The 19,896-nt window shown below is 66.4% G+C and carries 16 protein-coding genes; 13 read left to right on the plus strand and 3 right to left on the minus strand.

Annotated elements, in window-relative coordinates; genetic code table 11:
* Positions 1-30 precede the first annotated feature (30 nt).
* Complete coding sequence (locus tag ABL838_RS05880) at positions 31-1,161, plus strand: hypothetical protein (protein WP_418124654.1); 1,131 nt, start codon at positions 31-33, stop codon at positions 1,159-1,161.
* A 123-nt stretch (positions 1,162-1,284) separates the two neighbouring features.
* Here the strand turns inward: ABL838_RS05880 and ABL838_RS05885 are convergent, their stop codons facing one another.
* Entirely contained in the window at positions 1,285-2,523 is a 1,239-nt protein-coding gene (locus ABL838_RS05885) for a porin (protein WP_418125836.1), read from the minus strand.
* A gap of 270 nt (positions 2,524-2,793) precedes the next feature.
* Between ABL838_RS05885 and ABL838_RS05890 the strand changes: the two genes are divergently transcribed.
* Positions 2,794-3,243, plus strand: a complete 450-nt coding sequence (locus tag ABL838_RS05890; RefSeq protein WP_126025708.1) for an OsmC family protein — start codon at positions 2,794-2,796, stop codon at positions 3,241-3,243.
* A 10-nt stretch (positions 3,244-3,253) separates the two neighbouring features.
* Here the strand turns inward: ABL838_RS05890 and coq7 are convergent, their stop codons facing one another.
* Positions 3,254-3,883, minus strand: coding sequence for a 2-polyprenyl-3-methyl-6-methoxy-1,4-benzoquinone monooxygenase (coq7, locus tag ABL838_RS05895; protein ID WP_126025688.1), 630 nt, complete (start codon positions 3,881-3,883; stop codon positions 3,254-3,256).
* Positions 3,884-4,165: 282 nt separating this feature from the next.
* On the opposite strand from coq7, the gene ABL838_RS05900 reads away from it, so the two are divergent.
* The 8 genes from ABL838_RS05900 (at position 4,166) to ygiD (ending at position 13,763) form a co-directional block, all read left to right on the plus strand.
* A complete protein-coding gene (locus ABL838_RS05900) occupies positions 4,166-5,428 on the plus strand; it encodes a porin (protein WP_418124655.1) in 1,263 nt (420 codons plus the stop codon).
* 184 nt (positions 5,429-5,612) lie between these two features.
* Entirely contained in the window at positions 5,613-6,593 is a 981-nt protein-coding gene (locus ABL838_RS05905) for an ABC transporter permease (RefSeq protein WP_418124656.1), read from the plus strand.
* Between the two features lies 1 nt (position 6,594).
* On the plus strand, positions 6,595-7,869 hold the full coding sequence (locus ABL838_RS05910) for a M20 aminoacylase family protein (protein ID WP_418124657.1): 1,275 nt from the start codon (positions 6,595-6,597) through the stop codon (positions 7,867-7,869).
* A 31-nt stretch (positions 7,870-7,900) separates the two neighbouring features.
* A complete protein-coding gene (locus ABL838_RS05915) occupies positions 7,901-9,487 on the plus strand; it encodes an ABC transporter substrate-binding protein (RefSeq protein ID WP_184634999.1) in 1,587 nt (528 codons plus the stop codon).
* A 171-nt stretch (positions 9,488-9,658) separates the two neighbouring features.
* Positions 9,659-10,570 carry an ABC transporter permease gene (locus ABL838_RS05920; protein ID WP_126025693.1) on the plus strand — a complete coding sequence of 304 codons (912 nt, stop codon included), beginning with the start codon at positions 9,659-9,661 and terminating at the stop codon, positions 10,568-10,570.
* Positions 10,571-10,703: 133 nt separating this feature from the next.
* Positions 10,704-11,774: an ABC transporter ATP-binding protein gene (locus ABL838_RS05925; RefSeq protein ID WP_126025694.1), complete on the plus strand. Its 1,071-nt coding sequence runs from the start codon at positions 10,704-10,706 to the stop codon at positions 11,772-11,774.
* On the plus strand, positions 11,771-12,778 hold the full coding sequence (locus ABL838_RS05930) for an ABC transporter ATP-binding protein (RefSeq protein WP_418124659.1): 1,008 nt from the start codon (positions 11,771-11,773) through the stop codon (positions 12,776-12,778). Before ABL838_RS05925 ends, ABL838_RS05930 begins: the two co-directional genes overlap by 4 nt.
* 82 nt (positions 12,779-12,860) lie before the next feature.
* Positions 12,861-13,763, plus strand: coding sequence for a 4,5-DOPA dioxygenase extradiol (gene ygiD, locus ABL838_RS05935; RefSeq protein WP_418124660.1), 903 nt, complete (start codon positions 12,861-12,863; stop codon positions 13,761-13,763).
* Between the two features lie 22 nt (positions 13,764-13,785).
* Here the strand turns inward: ygiD and zwf are convergent, their stop codons facing one another.
* Positions 13,786-15,258: a glucose-6-phosphate dehydrogenase gene (gene zwf / locus ABL838_RS05940; protein WP_418124661.1), complete on the minus strand. Its 1,473-nt coding sequence runs from the start codon at positions 15,256-15,258 to the stop codon at positions 13,786-13,788.
* A gap of 180 nt (positions 15,259-15,438) precedes the next feature.
* Here zwf and ABL838_RS05945 point away from each other — a divergent pair, with 180 nt between their 5' ends.
* The 3 genes from ABL838_RS05945 (at position 15,439) to ABL838_RS05955 (ending at position 19,890) form a co-directional block, all read left to right on the plus strand.
* Complete coding sequence (locus ABL838_RS05945) at positions 15,439-16,455, plus strand: ABC transporter substrate-binding protein (protein ID WP_126025698.1); 1,017 nt, start codon at positions 15,439-15,441, stop codon at positions 16,453-16,455.
* Positions 16,456-18,705 (plus strand): ABC transporter permease, encoded by a 2,250-nt coding sequence (locus ABL838_RS05950; protein ID WP_418124662.1) that lies wholly within the window; start codon positions 16,456-16,458, stop codon positions 18,703-18,705. It begins immediately after the preceding gene.
* 141 nt (positions 18,706-18,846) lie between these two features.
* Positions 18,847-19,890 (plus strand): ABC transporter ATP-binding protein, encoded by a 1,044-nt coding sequence (locus ABL838_RS05955; RefSeq protein ID WP_418124663.1) that lies wholly within the window; start codon positions 18,847-18,849, stop codon positions 19,888-19,890.
* Positions 19,891-19,896 lie beyond the last annotated feature (6 nt).

Consider the following 19,896-nt stretch of genomic DNA (forward strand, 5'->3'; position numbering starts at 1 on the left):
GAGGCATCGAGATTGCATGCGAGATATGGCATGGACACAAATGTCATAAACCTCCTCCACAAGGCACCAGCTGCAAATGATTCGGGATTTTTTGGACGCACCTATCCCGCGATCCATATGGCCGCCGATCAAATTACAAATGAGCAAAATCTGTTATCAATTTCTGTCAGCGACCTTTCGAAGAGGCTGATGCAGGCGGAAGCCGCGCGCGTTCAGAGAAAGGAAATCGGGCGTGCCACGTGGCAAGTGATGGGCAACAGATTGCGTGCGCACATCGTTCCGTTGCTGGGTGATGTGCCGGCGCAGTCGTTTGCAACGGCTGACGCGCAACGCCTGATCGATCACCTCGGCGAACAGGGTTTCACCAGCACGACCATTGCCCAGTACCTGGTGCTGCTGCGCAAGGTCGTGATGCATGGCGTCCACATCGGCGCGCTTCGCGATGCGCCTGCATTCCCGAAGGTCAAGGTGCGCAGCCAGCCGCGTGGCAGCTTCAGCGTTGCGGAGTACCGCGCGATCATCAGGACTGCGCGCAGCTTGCGCGGGCACTCGCACCCGGTGCTCGATCAACTGGCGGCGGGAGAGCGTTTCTGGATAGCGCGCGAACTGCTCGTGATGCCGGACGAACTGCCTTGGCTGGTCCGCTGGATGGTGAACACCTTCGTGCGTCCGAGCGACATCAAGTTCATGAAGCACAAGCACATCGAAGTCGTGCGCGGCAAGCACGTCTATCTGCGGATGAGCCTGCCGGAGACCAAGCGGCACAGCCAGCCCATCGTGAGCCTGTGCCCCGCCGTGCGGGTTTACGAATGCCTGATCGCCTATCGAGCGGAGCGTGGATATGGTGGCGCGGAAGACTACGTCTTCATGCCGCAACTGAAGAACCGCGAGCACGCCCTGGCGGTGCTCAACTTCTTCTTCCACTGGGTGCTCGAAAAGGCGGGGCTCGAGAAGGGGCCGCTGGGCCAGTCGAGGACCTTGTACTGCCTGCGCCATACCGCCATCACGTTGCGGCTTCTGTACGGGCAAGGAATCGACATGCTGACCTTGGCGCGCAACGCGCGCACGAGCGTCAATATGGTCGAGCGTTTCTACGCCTCGGTATTGAGCGGAGAAATGAATGTGGGGTTGCTGCAGAGCCGGCGTAGCCGGGCAACCTGAAACGGGACGGGGGACACGACAAAAAGCCGCCCGGCGCGAGCCGGGCGACTTGAGGCTTGGTTGCCGCTTCGAACTGGCAGGAGCCAGCATCGGGGTCAGGCAAAGAACTTGAAAGTTCGACGGTCAGAACGCGTGGCGAATGCCGAAGTCGTAGCCCGTCGACGTCTTCGGCTTGAACACGTTTTCGGAGGCCTGGTAGAAGCCAGGGCCGCCTACCGTCAGCGATGCGCCGTTCTTGTTGCTGACACGAGCGATGGTCGCGTACAGAGCCGTTCGCTTCGACAGGTTGTGCACGTAGCCCAGCGCGAGCTTGTTCGCCTTCGGATCGCGATTGTTCAAGCCGAACGGATTGAACGGCTGGTTGTAGTCGTACTTGACGGCCGAATAAGACGCACGGATGAGTCCTGCGCCGACGGGGACGGTCACACCGAGCAGGTAGCCGTTCAGATCCACGTCGGGGCGGGCTCCGATGATGGGTGTGATTGCATAGTCGCGCGAATTCTTGGCACGCGACAGTTCGCCGAACAGCTTGACAGGACCGAAGTCGTAGGAAGCACCCAGGTTGAACGTCTTCACGTAGTCCGTGGTACCTGCGTAGTACTGATCGGCGACCGTGCTGCTGCCGTATGCCACTGCGACGTCCAGCGGGCCATTCGCATAGCCGAAGCGACCACCGACGTAGCGCCCGGCGCGGCTCTTGGAGGTGCTGCTGTCCTTGGGTGTGAACCCGCCGTTGCTGTACTTGTCGTTCTCGTGGAAAGCGTACATCACCTGGCCATAGAAGCCGCCCAGGTTGGGCGGCAGGAAGTAGCCGATGGAGTTGCTGGCACGGGCATAGTTCTGGTTGCCCCCGAAGCCGCCGGTGTCCTTGGCGCCATAGGTCTCTGCGTTGTAGCCGTTGGCCGTGAATATCAGGTTGGCGCCCACACCGCTGGTGCCGAAGGGGTCGAAGACGGTGTCGTTCCAGAAAGTCGGGGTGTAGTCCCGACCGATGCGCAGTTCACCAAACCCGCCCGACAGGCTCACGGTCGAGCGACGAGCAAACGTCGAAATGCCGGTAGCGCCGTCGTCAGCAGTGATGGGAGCTTCGAGCCAGAAGCTGGCGGCCAGACCGCCGCCCAGATCTTCAGTGCCGCGGAAGCCAAGGCGGCTCGAGTTGTACCCAGAATTGAACACCCCCGTACGGCTGACCTTGACGCTGCCCCGGTTCGTGTAAGTGGCTGCCCCGAAGCTGTTGGGCAGAACGGTAGGCTTCAGATCACGCGAACTCGACGAGTAGCCGCTGATCGACGCGTCGACCACACCAAACAGCGTGACGGACGACTGAGCCGAGGCAACACCGGCAACAGCCAGGGCAGCCAGAGCAACTGCCCTTTTCGAGTGAAAGCTAGAGTGGTGACAGGGCGGACGAGGCCGTTCGGGCAAGAAAAAAGCCCCGAGCTTTGCAGCTCGGGGCTAAATCCACCAATTGGAAGGGTGGAGGAGACAACTGGGTGCGCATACGTTTGCGCAATGAAATAAAGTATATCGACTGTTTGTTGCGTTGCAACAAGCGAGTGATGCTTTTCCCACACACAAATGGATGTTGGCGTGCATTTTGCCCTGCATCCCAGACCTGGAAACCCGAAAACCATGGAATGCACAGTAAGTTGGACCGGCGATGCCGGCACGCGATCGGCCATGGGCTTCGTTGCCGAGACGGGCAGCGGCCACGTCCTGATGATGGACGGCGCCCCCGATGCCGCGAAGCCTGAGAATGGCGGCCAGAACCTGGCGGCGCGGCCGATGGAGACCGTTCTGGCCGGTACCGGTGGGTGCACCGCCTATGACGTGGTGCTGATCCTGAAGCGTGGACGGCACCGTGTCGAACGCTGCAGCGTCAAGCTGACCAGCGAGCGAGCCGAGAAAGATCCCAAGGTCTTCACCAAGATCCATATGCATTTCACCGTGGCGGGCAAGGGAATCCCGGCCTCCGCCGTGGAACGCGCGATTGCCCTGAGCCACGACACCTATTGCTCCGCCAGCATCATGCTGGCGAAGACGGCCGAGATCACCACCAGTTTCGACCTGATCGAAACCTGAGCCGCTCAGCCTAGATGCGGTGTGCCAGCGTGGTCATCACGCGGGAGGCGGCACGCATCATCGCCTTGGCTGGCGCCGGCAACTCCGCCGCGCCGGCGTCGACGGCCTGCGACGCATGGCGGGCTTCGTCGACTTTCATCTGCTCGACCACTGCCCTCGAGGCGCTGTCTCCAGATGGCAGGCGGTCGAGGTGGCTGTCCAGGTGGGCCTCCACCTGGCGTTCGGTTTCGGCGACGAATCCCAGGCTCAGCGGATCTCCCAGTCGGCCCGCGACCAGGCCGAGGCCGAAAGCACCCGCATACCAGAGCGGGTTCAGGATCGATGGGCGGGCGCCCAGTTCATCCAGCCGTTGCCGGGTCCATGCCAGGTGGTCGGTTTCTTCGTGCGCCGCCTCGATGAAGCGAGCGCGCAGCGCCGGATCGCGTGCCACAGCCGCCTGGGCCGTGTAAAGCGCCTGGGCGCAGACTTCGCCGACGTGGTTCACGCGCATCAGGGCCCCGGCTTCCCGACGCTCTGCTTCGCTCAATTCGCCCGTCGCCTGGGAGGGTGCTGGAATCGCCCGGGTAGCGTGGGGGCGGGCAAAAAGCGTGCGCAACGCCGAATCTGCCGCGGTCAGAACTGAGTCGATCATGAGCGTCATGGGGCTATTTGAACGCACATGGGAAATGCCCCGCCACCGGTGCACGATTTTTCACAATATGGTGTATCTCGGGGCATAAGTCCTTTGTTGCAGGCGTGCAACGAAACGCGCGGGCCATCCAAGATTTCGGGCGATTTGTTTTGCCCTGCCGCAGCGGCTCTGGTGCAATAGCATCAACTTCCCAAAAGGAGGTTGGCCCGGGGTCCGGTGGGAGCACAAAAGTGCCAGTCACGGTGAGCCCTTCGCACCGGAGCCCTATGTTTAACCTTGGAGAAACTTGCAATGAAAAAATCTCTAGTTGCTCTGGCTGCCCTGGCTGTTGCCGGTGTTGCCTCGGCTCAGTCGTCCGTCACGCTGTTTGGTGTGGTCGACGCGTCGATCAGCGGCTACTCGAACACCGCGCGCGACAACCGCGCGACCGTTTTCCCCAACGCTTTCGGCATTCCCGTCTACCTGAACCAAGGTTCGGTCAAGACCAGCCGTCGTGAACTGGCTAACTCGGCTTACAACTCCAGCCGTCTGGGCTTCCGTGGTACGGAAGACCTGGGTGGTGGCCTGGCAGCCAGCTTCTGGCTCGAAGCCCCGATCAACAACGACGACGGCAGCCAAGGCGTTGCAACGTTCGCTCGTCGTTCGACCGTCAGCCTGTCGGGCGGTTTCGGTGAAATCCGTCTGGGCCGTGACTACACCCCGACGTTCTGGAACGACACCGTGTTCGACCCGTTCGGCACCAACGGCGTTGGTACGAACCTGATCTCGACGGCTAACAACGGCTTCGGCGGCTTCGGTACCCCCGCAGCTACCGTTGGTTCGTTCGCCAACGTCGGTTCGAGCAACTACGTTCGCGCCAGCAACACCGTCGGCTACTTCCTGCCGCCGAACCTGGGCGGCTTCTATGGCCAGTTCCAGTACGGCTTCGCCGAGAAGACCAAGTACAACTCGGGCATCTTCACGCCTGACGTTGCTAACAGCCAGCGCCAAGGCCGTTACATCGGCGGCCGCTTCGGCTACGCAAACGGTCCTCTGGACGTTGCACTGGCTTACGGCAGCAGCACGGTTGGCGACAACTACTACGCTGGCACGACCACCAAGGTCAACACCCTGAACCTGGGCGCTTCGTATGACTTCGGTCCCGTGAAGCTGTTCGGTGAACTGTCGAAGGCCAAGAACAAGATCGACTACGAAGTGACGCCTCTCCTGGGCGGCCGTCCCGACATCGATCTGACCGGCTACCTGCTCGGCGTGACCGTGCCGGTCGGCGCTGGCCTGATCCGCGCTTCGTGGTCGCACGTCAAGTACGACACGAACACGCCTGCGACCCTGTTCGCTGTGAACACGCCTGATCCCAAGGCCAACAAGATCGCTCTGGGCTACGTGCACAACCTGTCGAAGCGCACGGCTCTGTACGCAACGATCGCTCGCGTCAGCAACAAGAACGGTGCTGGCCTGACGGTTGGCGGCCCGGCCTTCTACAACAACGCAGCTGGCGCCTTCACCCCGAAGAGCTCCACCGGCTACGACTTCGGTATCCGTCACGCTTTCTAATCTGACGCTGGCGCAAGCCAGCTTCGGTTAAAAAGTCAAAAAGCCACTCGGCGCAAGCCGAGTGGCTTTTTTTCGTCCGCCCTCGGCGTGAAGCCTCGGGGAAATCACGATGCGCACCCCCGGGGAACCACCGTGCGGGCACGCACCTTGCACTGCTAGCATGCCCGTTCACTTTGCTTGCTGAATGATCGCCTTTGTACTGCGCCGCCTGATCCAGGCCGTGATCGTGATGATCGCGGTCGCGTTCATCGCCTTCCTTCTTTTTCAATACGTCGGCGACCCTGTCGTGTTCCTTCTGGGCCAGGACGCCAAGCCCGAGCAGATCCGCGAGCTGCGCGCCGCATTGGGGCTAGACCAACCCTTCTTCGTGCAGTTCTGGCACTTTCTCGTGAATGCGGCGCAGGGCGAGTTCGGCCTGAGCCTGCGCCAGGGCGCGAAGGTGTCGCGCCTGATCGGCGAGCGCTTCCCGGCCACGCTCGAGCTTGCGCTCGTGGCGGCGGTGCTGGCGCTCTTCATCGGCATCCCGATGGGCGTGTACACCGCGCTGCGCCGCGGCACCTTCATGAGCCAGGTGTTCATGACCGTCTCGCTGCTCGGCGTGTCGCTGCCCACCTTCCTCATCGGCATCCTGCTGATCCTGGTCTTCGCTGTCACGCTGGGCTGGTTCCCGAGCTTCGGCCGCGGCGAGACAGTGAAGTTCGGCTGGTGGACCAGCGGGCTCTTCAGCGCCGATGGCTGGCAGCACATCGTGCTGCCGGCGGCGACGCTGGCGATCTTCCAGCTCACGCTGATCATGCGGCTGGTGCGCGCCGAGATGCTGGAGGTGCTGCGCACCGACTACATCAAGTTCGCGCGCGCACGCGGCCTGTCGAACCGCGCCATCCATTTCGGCCACGCGCTCAAGAACACGCTGGTGCCCGTGATGACCATCACCGGCCTGCAGCTCGGCGGCCTCATCGCCTTCGCGATCATCACTGAGTCGGTGTTCCAGTGGCCCGGCATGGGCCTGCTCTTCATCCAGGCCGTGACCTTCGCCGACATCCCGGTGATGGCCGCCTACCTGTGCCTCATCGCCCTGATCTTCGTGGTGATCAACCTCGTGGTCGACATGCTGTATTTCGTGGTCGATCCGCGCCTGCGCGTGGGCAAGGCGGGAGGACACTGACATGGCCGCAGCAGCCACGCCCATGGTTCCGCGCCTGAAGGCCTCCGGCCGTGCCTTCGCGCACATCGCGAACTTCTACCCCGAGATCGAGGCTTTCCGCCGCGACCTCCATGCCCACCCCGAACTCGGTTTCGAAGAGGTCTACACCTCCGGGCGCGTGCGCGAAGCGCTACGCGCCAGCGGCGTCGACGAGATCCACGAGGGCATCGGCAAGACCGGCGTGGTCGGCGTGATCCGCGGCCGCTCGACGGCCAGCGGCCGCATGATCGGCCTGCGCGCCGACATGGACGCGCTGCCGATGCGCGAGGACAACGACTTCGGCTGGCGCTCCGCCTGCGACGGCCTGATGCACGGCTGCGGCCACGACGGCCACACCGCAATGCTGGTCGGCGCCGCGCGCTACCTCGCCGAGACGCGCGACTTCGACGGCACCGCGGTGCTGATCTTCCAGCCCGGCGAGGAAGGCTTCGCCGGCGCGCGCGTGATGATCGAGGACGGCCTGTTCGACCGCTTCCCGGTCGACGCCGTCTACGCCATGCACAACTGGCCCGCGATGCCGGCCGGCACCGTCGGCATCAACCGCGGCGCGATGATGGCTGCGGCCGACCGCATCACCATCGAGATCAAGGGCAAGGGCGGCCACGGCGCGCACGCCTACCAGACCATCGACCCGGTGATCGTCGCGGCGCATATCATCACCGCGGCGCAAACGATCGTGTCGCGCAACGTGCGCCCGATCGACGCGGCCGTCATCAGCATCTGCGCGATGCAGGCCGGCGACCTCGGCGCGATGAGCGTGGTGCCCGGCGAGGCCACGCTGGTCGGCACCGTGCGCACCTTCAGCTCGCGCGTGCAGGCACAGGTCGAGCAGCGCCTGAACGAGCTGTGCGCGGCCATCGCCTCCGGCTTCGGCGCCACCGCCAGCGTCAGGTACGAGCGCATCTACCCGGCCACCATCAACACCTCGCCGGAGGCGATGTTCGCCGCCGACGTGGCCGAGTCGCTGGTCGGCGCGCGCAATGTCGAGCGCAGCATGGAGCCCAGCATGGGCGCCGAGGACTTCTCCTTCATGCTGCAGAAGAAGGCCGGCGCCTATCTGCGCATCGGCCAGGACGTGCGCGACGGCGCCTACCTCCACAACAGCCGCTACGACTTCAATGACGAGATCCTGCCGCTCGGCGCCGCGCTGCATGCCGGCCTGATCGAGCAGGGCATGCCGCTCGCCGCTACCCGCGGCGCGCAGCCAGGGAAAGCAGCCGCCACCGCGGCGACGTGATTTGTTCGATTCCAACCCGAGGAGTGTTCCCATGAGTTTCATCAAGAAGAATGTGGCCGCAGCCGCCGTTTTGTGCGCCTTGAGCGCCGTCAGCATGGTCGCCGGCGCGCAGACCATCCGCATCGCGAACCAGGGGGATGCGCTATCGCTGGACCCGCACTCGCTGAACGAATCGCTGCAGCTGAGCGTCACCGCCAACGTCTATGAAACCCTCGTGGGTCGCAACAAGGACCTGACCCTTGCCCCGCTGCTGGCCACCAGCTGGAAGCAGACCTCGCCCAACGTCTGGCGCTTCGAACTGCGCAAGGGCGTTGTCTTCCACGACGGCACGCCGTTCACCGCCGATGACGTGGTCTTCAGCTTCGCGCGCGCCCAGGGCGACGGCTCCGACATGCGCGCCACGCTCAGCGACATCAAGGCGGTGCGCAAGGTCGGCGACCTCGCCGTCGAGATCGAGACCAACGGTCCCTTCCCCATCCTGCCCGACGTGATCTCGCTGACGATGATCATGAGCAAGAAATGGTGCGAGGAGAACCAGGCCACCAAGCCGGTCGACCGCCGCAAGGGCATCGAGAACACGGCTTCGTTCAAGGCCAACGGCACCGGCCCGTTCCGCGTGCGCGAGCGCCAGCCGAACGTGCGTACCGTGTTCACGCGCAACGGCACCTACTGGGGCAAGATCGAAGGCAACGCGCAGGAGATCGTCTTCACGCCCATCGCCAACCCCGCTACCCGCGTGGCCGCGCTGGTCTCCGGCGAAGTCGACGTGATGGAGCCGGTGCCGGTGCAGGACATCGCCCGCATCAACGCCGCGCCCAACGCCCGCGTGATCACCGGCCCCGAGCTGCGCACCATCTTCCTGGGCATGGACCAGAAGCGCGACGAGCTGCAGTACTCGAACATCAAGGGCAAGAACCCGTTCAAGGACAAGCGCGTCCGCCAGGCCTTCTACCAGGCCATCGACATCGCCGGCATCCAGCGCACCGTGATGCGCGGCGCCTCGCGCCCGACCGCGCTGCTGGTGGGCCCCGGCATCAACGGCTGGAGCGCCGAGCAGGACAAGCGCCTGCCCTACGACGTCGATGCCGCCAAGAAGCTGCTGACCGAAGCCGGCTACCCCAACGGCTTCGAGGTGTCGCTGAACTGCCCGAACGACCGCTACGTCAACGACGGTCAGGTCTGCCAGAGCGTGGCCTCCAACCTGGCGAAGATCGGCGTCAAGGTCAACCTGGTCGCCGAGACCAAGGGCACCTACTTCCCGAAGGTGCTGCGCCGCGACACCAGCTTCTACATGCTGGGCTGGACCCCGACCACCTACGACGCGCACAACGCGCTGAGTTCGCTCACCGCCTGCCCCGACGACAAGGGCACCGGCCAGTTCAACCTGGGCGCCTACTGCAACCCCAAGCTCGACGAGCTGACCAAGAAGATCCAGTCGGAAACCGACAAGGCCAAGCGCAACGAGATGATCAAGGAGGCCTTCAAGATCCATGCCGACGACGTGGGCCACCTGCCGCTGCACCAGCAGTCGCTGGCCTGGGGCGTGAGCAAGAAGGTCGAGTTGGTGCAGCTGGCCGACAACTTCATGTACTTCAAGTGGATGAGCATCAAGCCCTGATGCCGCCGGCCGCCGGCTGATCGATCGAACAAGGCGGCCTGTCCATGGGCCCGCTTCCTGCGGGCCCATTCCTTTTTGCTTCACGATGAAAATTAACCCCCACGCTTCCCTTGCTGCGCAAGGTCCGCTGCCCCCCGAGGGGGCCGCTTTTCATCTTGGGGCGGCCCGGCGATGAAGAAGACACTCGCTCGTTGGCTCGACAGCGATGTCGGCTACAGCTTCCGCACATCGCCCGTGGCCATGGCCGCGGCGCTGATCGCGCTGGTCTGCGTGTTCTGCGCGGTGTTCGCCGGCTGGGTCTCGCCTCACAACCCCTTCGACCTCGCCACCCTCGAGCTGGGCGACGCGCGGCTACCGCCCGCATGGAGCGCCGAAGGCTCTTCCAAATACCTGCTGGGCACAGATGACCAGGGCCGCGACATCCTCTCGGCCGTGATCTACGGTGCGCGCATCTCGCTGATCGTCGGCCTCGTGTCGGTGGTGCTGTCGGTGGCCGTCGGCGTGGTGCTGGGCCTGCTCGCCGGCTTCTTCGGCGGCTGGCTCGATTCCTTCCTCATGCGCGTGTGCGACGTGATGCTGTCGTTCCCGCCGATCCTGGTCGCGCTGCTGATCGCTGGCGTCGGGCGCGCGCTCTTTCCGGGGGCGCACGAGTCGCTCGCCTTCGGCGTGCTGATCATCTCCATCTCGCTGACCGGCTGGGTGCAATACGCGCGCACGGTGCGCGGCTCCACGCTGGTGGAGCGCAACAAGGAATACGTGCAGGCCGCGCGCGTGACCGGCGTGGCGCCGCTGCGCATCATGTTGCGCCATGTGCTGCCCAACGTGCTGGGGCCGGTGACGGTGCTCGCCACGATCCAGGTGGCGACGGCGATCATCACCGAGGCCACGCTGTCCTTCCTGGGCGTGGGCGTGCCGCCGACCTCGCCCTCGCTGGGCACGCTCATCAGCATCGGCAACCAGTACCTGTTCTCGGGCGAGTGGTGGATCACGGTGTTTCCGGGCCTGATGCTGGTGCTGATCGCGCTCAGCGTGAACCTGCTGGGCGACTGGCTGCGCGACGCGCTCAACCCCAGGCTCAGATGATCACCCCCAGTCTTCGCGCACTTCGTGTCGCTTCGCCAACCCCCTTGCAGGGGGCAACACCTGCGGCCCGGCAAAGCCGGTTCCGCGGTGTTCCTGATATGTCACCCCGTGGAGTTCGGTGGAAGGTAGCGCCATGAGCCTGTTGCAAGTCAAAGACCTCGTCGTCGAATTCCCCCATCGCCGCGGCACGCTGCGCGCGCTGGACCGCATTTCCTTCGACATCGCGCCCGGTGAAATCCTGGGCGTGGTGGGCGAATCGGGCGCCGGCAAGTCGCTCACGGGCGCTGCCATCATCGGCCTGCTGGAGCCGCCGGGCCGCGTGGCCGGCGGCGAGATCGTGCTGGAGGGCCAGCGCATCGACAACCTCGGCTTCGAGGCGATGCGGCCCATTCGCGGCCGAAAGATCGGCGCGATCTTCCAGGACCCGCTGACCTCGCTGAACCCGCTCTATACCGTGGGCCGCCAGCTGGTGGAAACCATCCGCGCGCACCTGCCGGTGACCGAGGCCGAGGCACGCAAGCGCGCCATCGGCCTGCTGCAGGACACCGGCATTCCGGCCGCCGAGCAGCGCATCGACCACTTCCCGCACCAGTTCTCCGGCGGCATGCGCCAGCGCGTGGTGATCGCGCTCGCGCTCGCGGCCGAGCCCAAGCTCATCGTGGCCGACGAGCCGACCACCGCGCTCGACGTGTCGATCCAGGCGCAGATCATCCAACTGCTCAAGCAGGTCTGCAAGGAACGTGGCGCGGCGGTGATGCTGATCACGCACGACATGGGCGTGATCGCCGAGACCTGCGATCGCGTGGCCGTGATGTATGCCGGGCGGATCGCCGAGATCGGTCCGGTGCACGAAGTCATCCACCAGCCCGCGCACCCCTACACCTCGGGCCTGATGGGCTCGATTCCCGACATGACCAGCGACCGCGAGCGCCTCAACCAGATCGACGGCGCGATGCCGCGGCTCAATGCCATCCCGGCCGGCTGCGCCTACAACCCGCGCTGCCCGCGCACCTTCGCGCGCTGCCTGGTGGAGCGGCCCGAGCTCATGCATGCCGGCGCCACTCGCGCCGCCTGCTGGCTGCACGACGCCGCCGATCCGCATGCAGGCCAGGCCGAGATCGCCGCGAGGCACCACGACGCGATGGCGGCCGGCGAACGCGCCACGCCCGAAGCGGCCGAGACCATCGTGGAGGTAACCAGATGAGCGCTGCCGTGAACGAGCCGCTCGTCGTCGCCCACGACCTCGCGCGCACCTTCGACGTCTCGCCGCCCTGGCTCAACCGCGTGCTCGAACGCAAGCCACGCGTGCTGCTGCACGCGGTGGACGGCGTGAGCTTTTCCATCGAGCGCGGCAAGACGCTGGCGCTGGTGGGCGAATCGGGCTGCGGCAAGAGCACCGTGGCGCGCCTGCTGGTCGGCCTCTACGCGCCCACGCGCGGCGGCCTGAAGTTCGACGGGCAGGACGCGCACGCCGCCTTCAAGACCGCCGAAGGCCGCAAGCTGCGCCGCCGCATCCAGATGATTTTCCAGGACCCCTACGCGAGCCTCAATCCGCGCTGGATCGTGGAAGACATCATCGGCGAGCCGCTGCGCGAGCACGACATCCTCAGCGACAAGGCCGCGCTGCGCGAGCGCGTGGGCGAGCTGCTGAAGTCGGTCGGCCTCTCGCCGCTGGACATGAGCAAGTACCCGCACCAGTTCTCGGGCGGCCAGCGCCAGCGCATCTCCATCGCGCGCGCGCTCGCCACGCAGCCCGAGTTCCTGGTGTGCGACGAGCCCACCTCCGCGCTCGACGTGAGCGTGCAGGCGCAGGTGCTCAACATCATGAAGGACCTGCAGCGCGAGCAGGGCCTGACCTACCTCTTCATCTCGCACAACCTCGCCGTGGTGCGCCACGTGGCCGACCAGGTGGGCGTGATGTACCTGGGCCGGCTGGTCGAGGTGGCGGACAAGCAGGACCTGTTCTCGGCACCGCGCCATCCGTACACGCGCATGCTGCTGGACGCCATCCCGCAGATGAAGCAGACCGGCCGCGCCCGCACCCCGGTGCAGGGCGAGGTCCCGAACCCGCTGAACCCGCCCGCGGGCTGTGCCTTTCATCCGCGCTGCCCGTATGCGAATGCGCGCTGCTCGGCGGAGCGGCCGAAGCTCTCGAGCATCGGGGGCGTGCAGGTGGCCTGCCACGCGGTGGAAGAAGGGCGCATCTAGCGGCCGCCTTTTCGGCTTGCGGAAAAGTGTGCGTAAACGCACGGCGTTGCACCGCGAACCGCCGCAGAGTCGGGTGATGCCCATGACCACGACCCTCGCTACCTCCGACCTCGGCCGCCGCGGCTTTCTGATGGGCACCGCGCTCGGTGCGACTGCGGTGCTGGCTTCGCTGGCCTGCAGCGTGCAGGCCGCGGGCACGGCCGGGCGCCGCATGCCGGTGATCTTCATCGGCCACGGCTCGCCGATGAACGCCATCACCGACAACGCCTTCACGCGCCGGCTGGCGGCGTGGGGCAGGGAGCTGCCGCGGCCGTCGGCGATCCTCAGCGTGTCGGCGCACTGGCTCAGCCGGGGCGCCACCGGCGTCGGCATCCAGGAGCGGCCGAAGACGATCCACGACTTCGGTGGTTTTCCCCAGGCACTGTTCGACATCGAGTACCCCGCACCAGGTCATCCAGGGCTCGCCCGCGAGACCGTCGGGGTGGTGAAGCAGGCGCCGGTCATCGCCACCGACCAGTGGGGCCTGGACCACGGCACGTGGACGGTGCTGAAGTACCTCTACCCCAAGGCCGACATCCCGGTGTTCCAGCTCAGCATCGACTACGACAAGCCGGCCGCATTCCACTATGCGGTCGGGCGCGACCTGGCCGCGTTGCGCGACAAGGGCGTGCTGGTGATGGGCAGCGGCAACGTGGTTCACAACCTGCGCGCCACCGACCGTGGCACGCCGGACGGCCTGCGCGCGAGCCGGCCGTGGGCGCAGTCTTTCGACGATGCGGTGAAGTCGGCGCTCGCGGGCCGGGACGACGGGGCGCTGGTCGACTACGCGAAGCTGGAAGGCGCATCGACCGCGGTGGCGACGCCCGATCACTACTACCCGTTCCTCTACGCGCTGGGCGCCGCCGGAAGCAGCGAGCGCGCGAAGACGGTCTACGAGGGGTTCCAGTCGGGCACGCTCAGCATGCGTTGCCTGCAGTTCGGCTGAGCGGGCCCGGGGCGGCCAGGGCTTACTGCTCCTCGCCCCACGAGAAGCCGTCGCGCGCGATCATCGCGCTCGATGCGCTCGGGCCCCAGGTGCCGGCCGCATAGGGACGCGGGCCGCCGTCCGACTCCCAGCTGTCGAGCAGCGGCTCGACCCAGCGCCATGCTTCTTCCTGCTCGTCGCTGCGCACGAACAGGTTCAGCCGGCCGTCGATCACGTCCAGCAGCAGGCGCTCGTAGGCGCCCACGCGCTCGGAGCCGAAGCGCTTGTCGAAGTCGAGGTCGAGCTGCACGGGCGCCAACTGGGCGGCCGTGCTCTGGTTGCCGTTGGTGCGCTGGCGGTTGTCCTGGGCCTGCGCGAGCATGTGCAGCTCCAGCCCGTCCTTGGGCTGCAGGTTGATCACCAGCTTGTTGACGTTGCCGGCCGGCGCGCGGTAGATGGCGTGCGGCGTGGGCCTGAAGTTGACCTCGATGCGCGCGTCGCGCGAGGCCAGGCGCTTGCCGGTACGGATGTAGAAGGGCACGCCGGCCCAGCGCCAGTTGGCGATCTCGGTGCGCAGCGCCACGAAGGTCTCGGTGCGGCTGTCGGGGCTCACGCCCGGCTCGTCGCGGTAGCCCTGCACCCGCTCGCCGTAGGCAGTGCCGGCCGTGTACTGGCCGCGCACCGTGTGCAGGCCCAGGGTTTCGGGTGTCCAGGGCTTGAGTGCGCGCAGAACCTTGAGTTTTTCGTCGCGGATGGCGTCGGCGTGCGAGTTGATCGGCGGCTCCATGCCGATCGCGCACAGCAGCTGCAGTGCGTGGTTCTGCACCATGTCGCGCAGCGCGCCGGTCTGGTCGTAGAAGGCGCCGCGCTTTTCCACGCCCAGGTCTTCGGCGATGGTGATCTGGATGTTGGCGATGTGCTCGCGGCGCCAGATGGGCTCGAACAGCGCATTGCCGAAGCGCATCGCGAACAGGTTCTGCACCGAGGGCTTGCCGAGGTAGTGGTCGATGCGAAAGACCTGCTTCTCCTCGAGCACCTTGCCCACGGCGGAGTTGATGGCGCGGTTGGACGCCAGGTCGTGGCCCAGCGGCTTCTCCAGCACGATGCGGGTGCGCGGGCCGTTCAGGCCGGCCGCGGCGATCTGCTCGACCACCTGGGTGAAGAGCGCCGGGGCGGTGGCCACGTACATCACGACCGTCTTGGCGTCGCGCTGCTTGAGCAGGTCGGCCAGGCGGGCGTAGTCGTCGGGCTTGGAGAGGTCCATGCGCAGGTAGTGCAGCATGGAGGCGAACTTCTTGAACTCCTCGGGCGAGGGCCGCTTGGCGCCTTCGACGGCGCTGAAGCGCGACTGGATCAGGTCCCGGTACTGGTCGTCCGACAGGTCGTCCCGCGCCACGCCGACGATGCGCCCGTCGGGTGGCAGGCTGCCGTGGCGGAATGCCTGGAACAGCGCGGGCATGAGCTTGCGCCACGCGAGATCGCCAGTACCGCCGAACAGAACGAGATCGAAGCTCATGAGAAAACTTTCCTTCCTTGTCTGAATGCCTGGCCAGGCCGCCCTGGTCGCGACTCCTCGTCGCAAAGGCGACTGCGCCACCCGCGATGGTACTTGTACGGATTCGCGAAGCCTGTACTAAAGCTACGCTGCCCGATGGCCGCGAGGCCTTTTTTTATTGCTCAGAGGAAGAGAGACCAGATGAACAAGAACAAGTTTCTTGCCGCGGCAGCGCTGTTGGGCCTGTCGGCCACGGCTTCGGCCCAGACCGTCAACGTGATCTGCTCGGTGCAGGCCGAATGGTGCAGCGTGATCTCGACGGTCTACGCCCGCACCACGGGCGTGCGCATCAACATGGCGCTCAAGGGTTCGGGCGAGGCCCTGGCCCAGCTGATCGCCGAGAAGGACAACCCCAAGACCGACGTCTGGTTCGGCGGCACCGGCGATCCGCACCTGCAGGCGGCCGAGCAGGGGCTCACGCTCGAATACAAGTCGCCCACGCTGCCGCAGCTGCACCCGTGGGCGCAGCAGCAGGCCAAGCAGTCGGGCTACAAGACCGTCGGCATCTACTCGGGCCCCCTGGGCTTCGGCTACAACCCCGAGCTGCTGGCCAAGAAGAAGCTGCCCGTGCCCAAGACCTGGGCCGACCTGCTCAAGCCCGAGTACAAGGGCGACATCCAGGTGGCCAACCCGGCCTCCAGCGGCACGGCCTACACCATGATCGCCACGCTGGTGCAACTCATGGGCGAGGACAAGGCCTTCGACTACCTGAAGGCCCTGCACAAGAACGTCGGCCAGTACACCCGCTCGGGCACCGGCCCGATCAAGGCGGTGGCGCGCGGCGAGACGGCCGTGTCCATCAGCTTCGTGCACGACGGCCCGGGCGAGAAGATGCAGGGTTTCCCGGTCGAGACCATCACGCCCAGCGACGGCACCGGCGCCGAGATCGGCTCCATGAGCATCGTCAAGGGCGCGCGCAACCTCGACGCCGCCAAGAAGTTCTACGAATGGGCGCTCACGCCCGCCGCGCAGGAACTGGGCGCCGCCAACAAGCAGTTCCAGCTGCCGAGCAACGTGAACGCCAAGCTCGATCCGCGCATTCCCGACTTCAAGAAGATCAAGTTCATCAACTACGACTACGCCAAGTACGGCGCCAGCGCCGAGCGCCGCCGCCTGATCGCGCGCTGGGAGAAGGAAGTCAACTCGCTGCCGCGCTAAGTGAAAGCGGGTGCTATCGACGCGGGCGCGCCGGCCAATCCGGCATCGCTCGCCGCGGCCCGGCGCTCGCAGCGCTGGGTTCGGGCGTGGATCGCTCTGGGCTTCGCGGCCTACCTGCTGCTGCCCTGGTATGCGATCCAGGATTCGACCTGGTACGAGGCCGTTCCGCAGGTCTTCGGCCAGGGGGAGGGCGCCAACGGGCTGATGCAAGCCGCCACGCAGGGCCGCGTCTGGCTCTTCGTGGGCCTGGCCGGCCTGCTGCTGTGCGCCGTGGGCGCGTGGCTTCCGGCCGGCAGGACGCAGGGGCGCTGGCTGCTGGCCGGCGGCCTGATCGGCGCGCTGGGGCTCGCCGCTACCGGCTTCACCATCGGCGCGCGCGGCTGGAGCGTGGCCGTGCTCAACGCGCAGTTCGGCGAGCTGGCGGTCAACCAGTTCGGCCTCGGCGCGGGCGGCTTCGTGGCGCTCACGGCGCTGGTGCTGCTGGCGGCCTTCGGCATCGCGCGGCTGGGGCTCTTCAAGGGCGACCTGTTCGTGTCCGCCGCGGTGGTCGGCTGCGGCGTACTGATGGCGCTGTTCATCGCATACCCGGTGAGCAAGGCGCTGTCGGGCGCTTTCTTCGATGAAGATGGGCAGTGGTCGGCCGCCGCCTTCTTCGCTCGCGTATTCACCGAGCGCATCTGGGGGCTGGGCTGCCTTGCGGGCGGCGTGCGTTGCGGCGTGGCCTGGAACACGCTGGTGCTTGCGCTGCTCACGGCCGCCGGAACCACCTTCCTCGGCACGCTGATGGCGCTGATGGCCGAGCGCGGCAGCAAGCGCGGGCAGGGCGCGCTGCGGGTGCTGGCGCTGCTGCCGATCATCACGCCGCCCTTCGTGGTGGGGCTGGGTTTGATCCTGCTCTTCGGCCGCGCGGGCATCGTCAACCAGGTGCTGGAGAGCGCCTTCGGCATCGAGCCCACGCGCTGGTTCTACGGCATGCCGGGCGTGCTGGTGGCGCAGCTCTTCGCCTTCACGCCCATCGCCTTCATGATCATGCGCGGCGTGGTGCAGGGCATCGCGCCCAGCCTGGAGGAGGCCGCGCAGATGCTGCGCGCCGACCGCCGCCGGGCCTTCTTCACCATCACGCTGCCGCTGCTGAAGCCCGGGCTGGCCAACGCCTTCCTGGTGGGCTTCATCGAGAGCATCGCCGACTTCGGCAACCCGGTGGTGGTGGGCGGGCAGTTCTCGGTGCTGTCGACCGACATCTTCTTCGCCATCGTCGGCGCGCAGTACGACCAGGGCCGCGCGGCCTCGCTGGCCTGGGTGCTCACGCTCTTCGCGCTCGGCGTGTTCGCGCTGCAGCGCGGCCTGCTGGGCAGGCAGAACTACACCACCGTCAGCGGCAAGGGCGACGCCGGCATCCCGATGGCGCTGCCCGACGGCGTGCGCCGCACCATCCTGTGCATCGCGCTGCCGTGGATCGCCTTCACCGCGGTGGTCTACCTGTTCGCCTTCGCGGGCGGCTTCGTGCAGACCTGGGGCCGCGACTACACCTTCACGCTCAACCACTTCAAGACGGCGTTCTCGCTCGAATGGGGACAGTTCGGGCTGGTGTGGGCCGGCACCGCGTGGAACTCGCTGATCACCACGCTCAAGCTAGCGGGCATCTCGGCGCCCATCACCGCGGCGCTGGGCCTGCTCATCGCCTGGCTGCTGGCGCGCAACGAGTTCAGGGGACAGGGCCTCTTCGAGTTCGGCGCGCTGCTGGCCTTCGCGATTCCCGGCACCGTGCTCGGCGTGAGCTACATCCTGGCCTTCAACGTGCCGCCCTTCGAGCTCACGGGCACGGGGCTGATCATCGTGCTGTGCTTCATGTTCCGGAACCTGCCGGTGGGCGTGCGCGCCGGCACGGCGGCCTTCAAGCAGCTCGACCGCTCGCTGGACGAGGCCTCGCTGATGCTGCGCGCATCGACCTCGCAGACGCTCTTCCGGGTGGTGCTGCCGCTGTTGAAGCCGGCGCTGGTGGCCGCGCTGGTCTACAGCTTCGTGCGCGCGATGACGACGGTGAGTGCCGTGATCTTCCTGGTCACGGCCGAGAACGAGCTCGCCACCACCTACATCATCGGCCGCGTGGGCAACGGCGACTACGGCATCGCGCTGGCGTACTGCACGGTGCTGATGATCCTGATGTCGCTGGCCATCGCGCTGGTGCAGTGGGTGGTCGGCGAGCGCAGGCTGGGACGGCGCGGCACCGCGCCGGTGTTGACCCAGTGAATACGGGCAGCCGAACGCAGAGGTCGCAGAAGTTGCGCAGAAGTCGCGAAAGGAACATCCAGAAATTTCCTTTGGTTTTCTTTTGCGACTTCTGCGCAATCTTCGCGACTTCTGCGTTCTGAAATTTGGGGTTCTGACTTCATGAGCAACGGCATCGAATTCCGCAACGTCACCAAGCGCTACGGCGCAGACAAGAACGCGCCGCTGGCCGTCAAGGGCATCAGCTTCGAGGTGCCGGTGGGCACGCTCACCACCATCCTCGGCCCCTCGGGCTGCGGCAAGACGACCACGCTGCGCATGATCGCGGGGCTCGAGTCGCCCACCTCGGGGTCGATCCTGATGGGCGGGCGCGACGTCACCACGCTGGGGCCGGCCGAGCGCAACGTGAGCATGATGTTCCAGAGCTACGCGCTGTTCCCGCACATGAACGTGATCGAGAACGTGGCCTACGGGCTGCGCATGAGCGGCGTGAAGAAGGAGGAGGCCGCGGCGCGGGCGCGCGAGGCGCTGCGCGGCGTGGGGCTGGTCGGCTTCGACGAGCGGCTGCCCAGCGAGCTCTCGGGCGGCCAGCAGCAGCGGGTGGCGCTGGCGCGCGCGCTGGTGCTGGAGCCGGCGGTGCTGCTGTTCGACGAGCCGCTGTCGAACCTCGACGCCCGGCTGCGCCGCGAGATGCGCGAGGAGATCCGCGCGCTGCAGCAGCGGCTGAAGCTGACTGTGGCCTACGTCACGCACGACCAGAGCGAGGCGCTGGCGGTGAGCGACCAGATCATCGTGATGGACCACGGCGTGATCGCCCAGCGCGGCACGCCCGAACAGCTCTACGGCCGGCCCGAGAGCGAGTTCGTCGCCGGTTTCATGGGCGAGGCGATGGTGTTCCCGGCGGTGGCCGAGGCCGACGGCAGCGTGGCGCTAGGCCCCCTGCGCCTGCAGCCGCGCTATGCGGTGGCGCCCGGCACGGTGAAGGTGGCGGTGCGGCCGGAGGCGTGGCAGATCGGTGCTCCGGGTGGCTTGCCGGCCACGCTTCGCAAGGCCGCCTACCTCGGCAGTTTCTACGAATACGGCTTCGACACCACCCTGGGGCCGGTCTTCGTGGTGTCGACCGACCTGTCCAGCCCGCTGGCGACCGGCGCGCAGACCACCCTGTCCCTGGGAGCCCATGGCGTGAGCGTGGTGCCCGGCGCATGAAACAAT

The sequence above is a fragment of the Variovorax sp. 160MFSha2.1 genome, from assembly GCF_048305075.1.
Classification (GTDB): domain Bacteria; phylum Pseudomonadota; class Gammaproteobacteria; order Burkholderiales; family Burkholderiaceae_C; genus Variovorax; species Variovorax guangxiensis.

What these genes read in the sequence shown, in the direction of transcription:
- ABL838_RS05880 (WP_418124654.1), top strand. Translation starts at nt 31, where the DNA reads ATGGACACAAATGTCATAAACCTCCTCCACAAGGCACCAGCTGCAAAT.
- ABL838_RS05890 (WP_126025708.1), top strand. Translation starts at nt 2,794, where the DNA reads ATGGAATGCACAGTAAGTTGGACCGGCGATGCCGGCACGCGATCGGCC.
- coq7 (WP_126025688.1), bottom strand. Translation starts at nt 3,883, where the DNA reads ATGACGCTCATGATCGACTCAGTTCTGACCGCGGCAGATTCGGCGTTG.
- ABL838_RS05900 (WP_418124655.1), top strand. Translation starts at nt 4,166, where the DNA reads ATGAAAAAATCTCTAGTTGCTCTGGCTGCCCTGGCTGTTGCCGGTGTT.
- ABL838_RS05905 (WP_418124656.1), top strand. Translation starts at nt 5,613, where the DNA reads ATGATCGCCTTTGTACTGCGCCGCCTGATCCAGGCCGTGATCGTGATG.
- ABL838_RS05910 (WP_418124657.1), top strand. Translation starts at nt 6,595, where the DNA reads ATGGCCGCAGCAGCCACGCCCATGGTTCCGCGCCTGAAGGCCTCCGGC.
- ABL838_RS05915 (WP_184634999.1), top strand. Translation starts at nt 7,901, where the DNA reads ATGAGTTTCATCAAGAAGAATGTGGCCGCAGCCGCCGTTTTGTGCGCC.
- ABL838_RS05920 (WP_126025693.1), top strand. Translation starts at nt 9,659, where the DNA reads ATGAAGAAGACACTCGCTCGTTGGCTCGACAGCGATGTCGGCTACAGC.
- ABL838_RS05925 (WP_126025694.1), top strand. Translation starts at nt 10,704, where the DNA reads ATGAGCCTGTTGCAAGTCAAAGACCTCGTCGTCGAATTCCCCCATCGC.
- ABL838_RS05930 (WP_418124659.1), top strand. Translation starts at nt 11,771, where the DNA reads ATGAGCGCTGCCGTGAACGAGCCGCTCGTCGTCGCCCACGACCTCGCG.
- ygiD (WP_418124660.1), top strand. Translation starts at nt 12,861, where the DNA reads ATGACCACGACCCTCGCTACCTCCGACCTCGGCCGCCGCGGCTTTCTG.
- zwf (WP_418124661.1), bottom strand. Translation starts at nt 15,258, where the DNA reads ATGAGCTTCGATCTCGTTCTGTTCGGCGGTACTGGCGATCTCGCGTGG.
- ABL838_RS05945 (WP_126025698.1), top strand. Translation starts at nt 15,439, where the DNA reads ATGAACAAGAACAAGTTTCTTGCCGCGGCAGCGCTGTTGGGCCTGTCG.
- ABL838_RS05955 (WP_418124663.1), top strand. Translation starts at nt 18,847, where the DNA reads ATGAGCAACGGCATCGAATTCCGCAACGTCACCAAGCGCTACGGCGCA.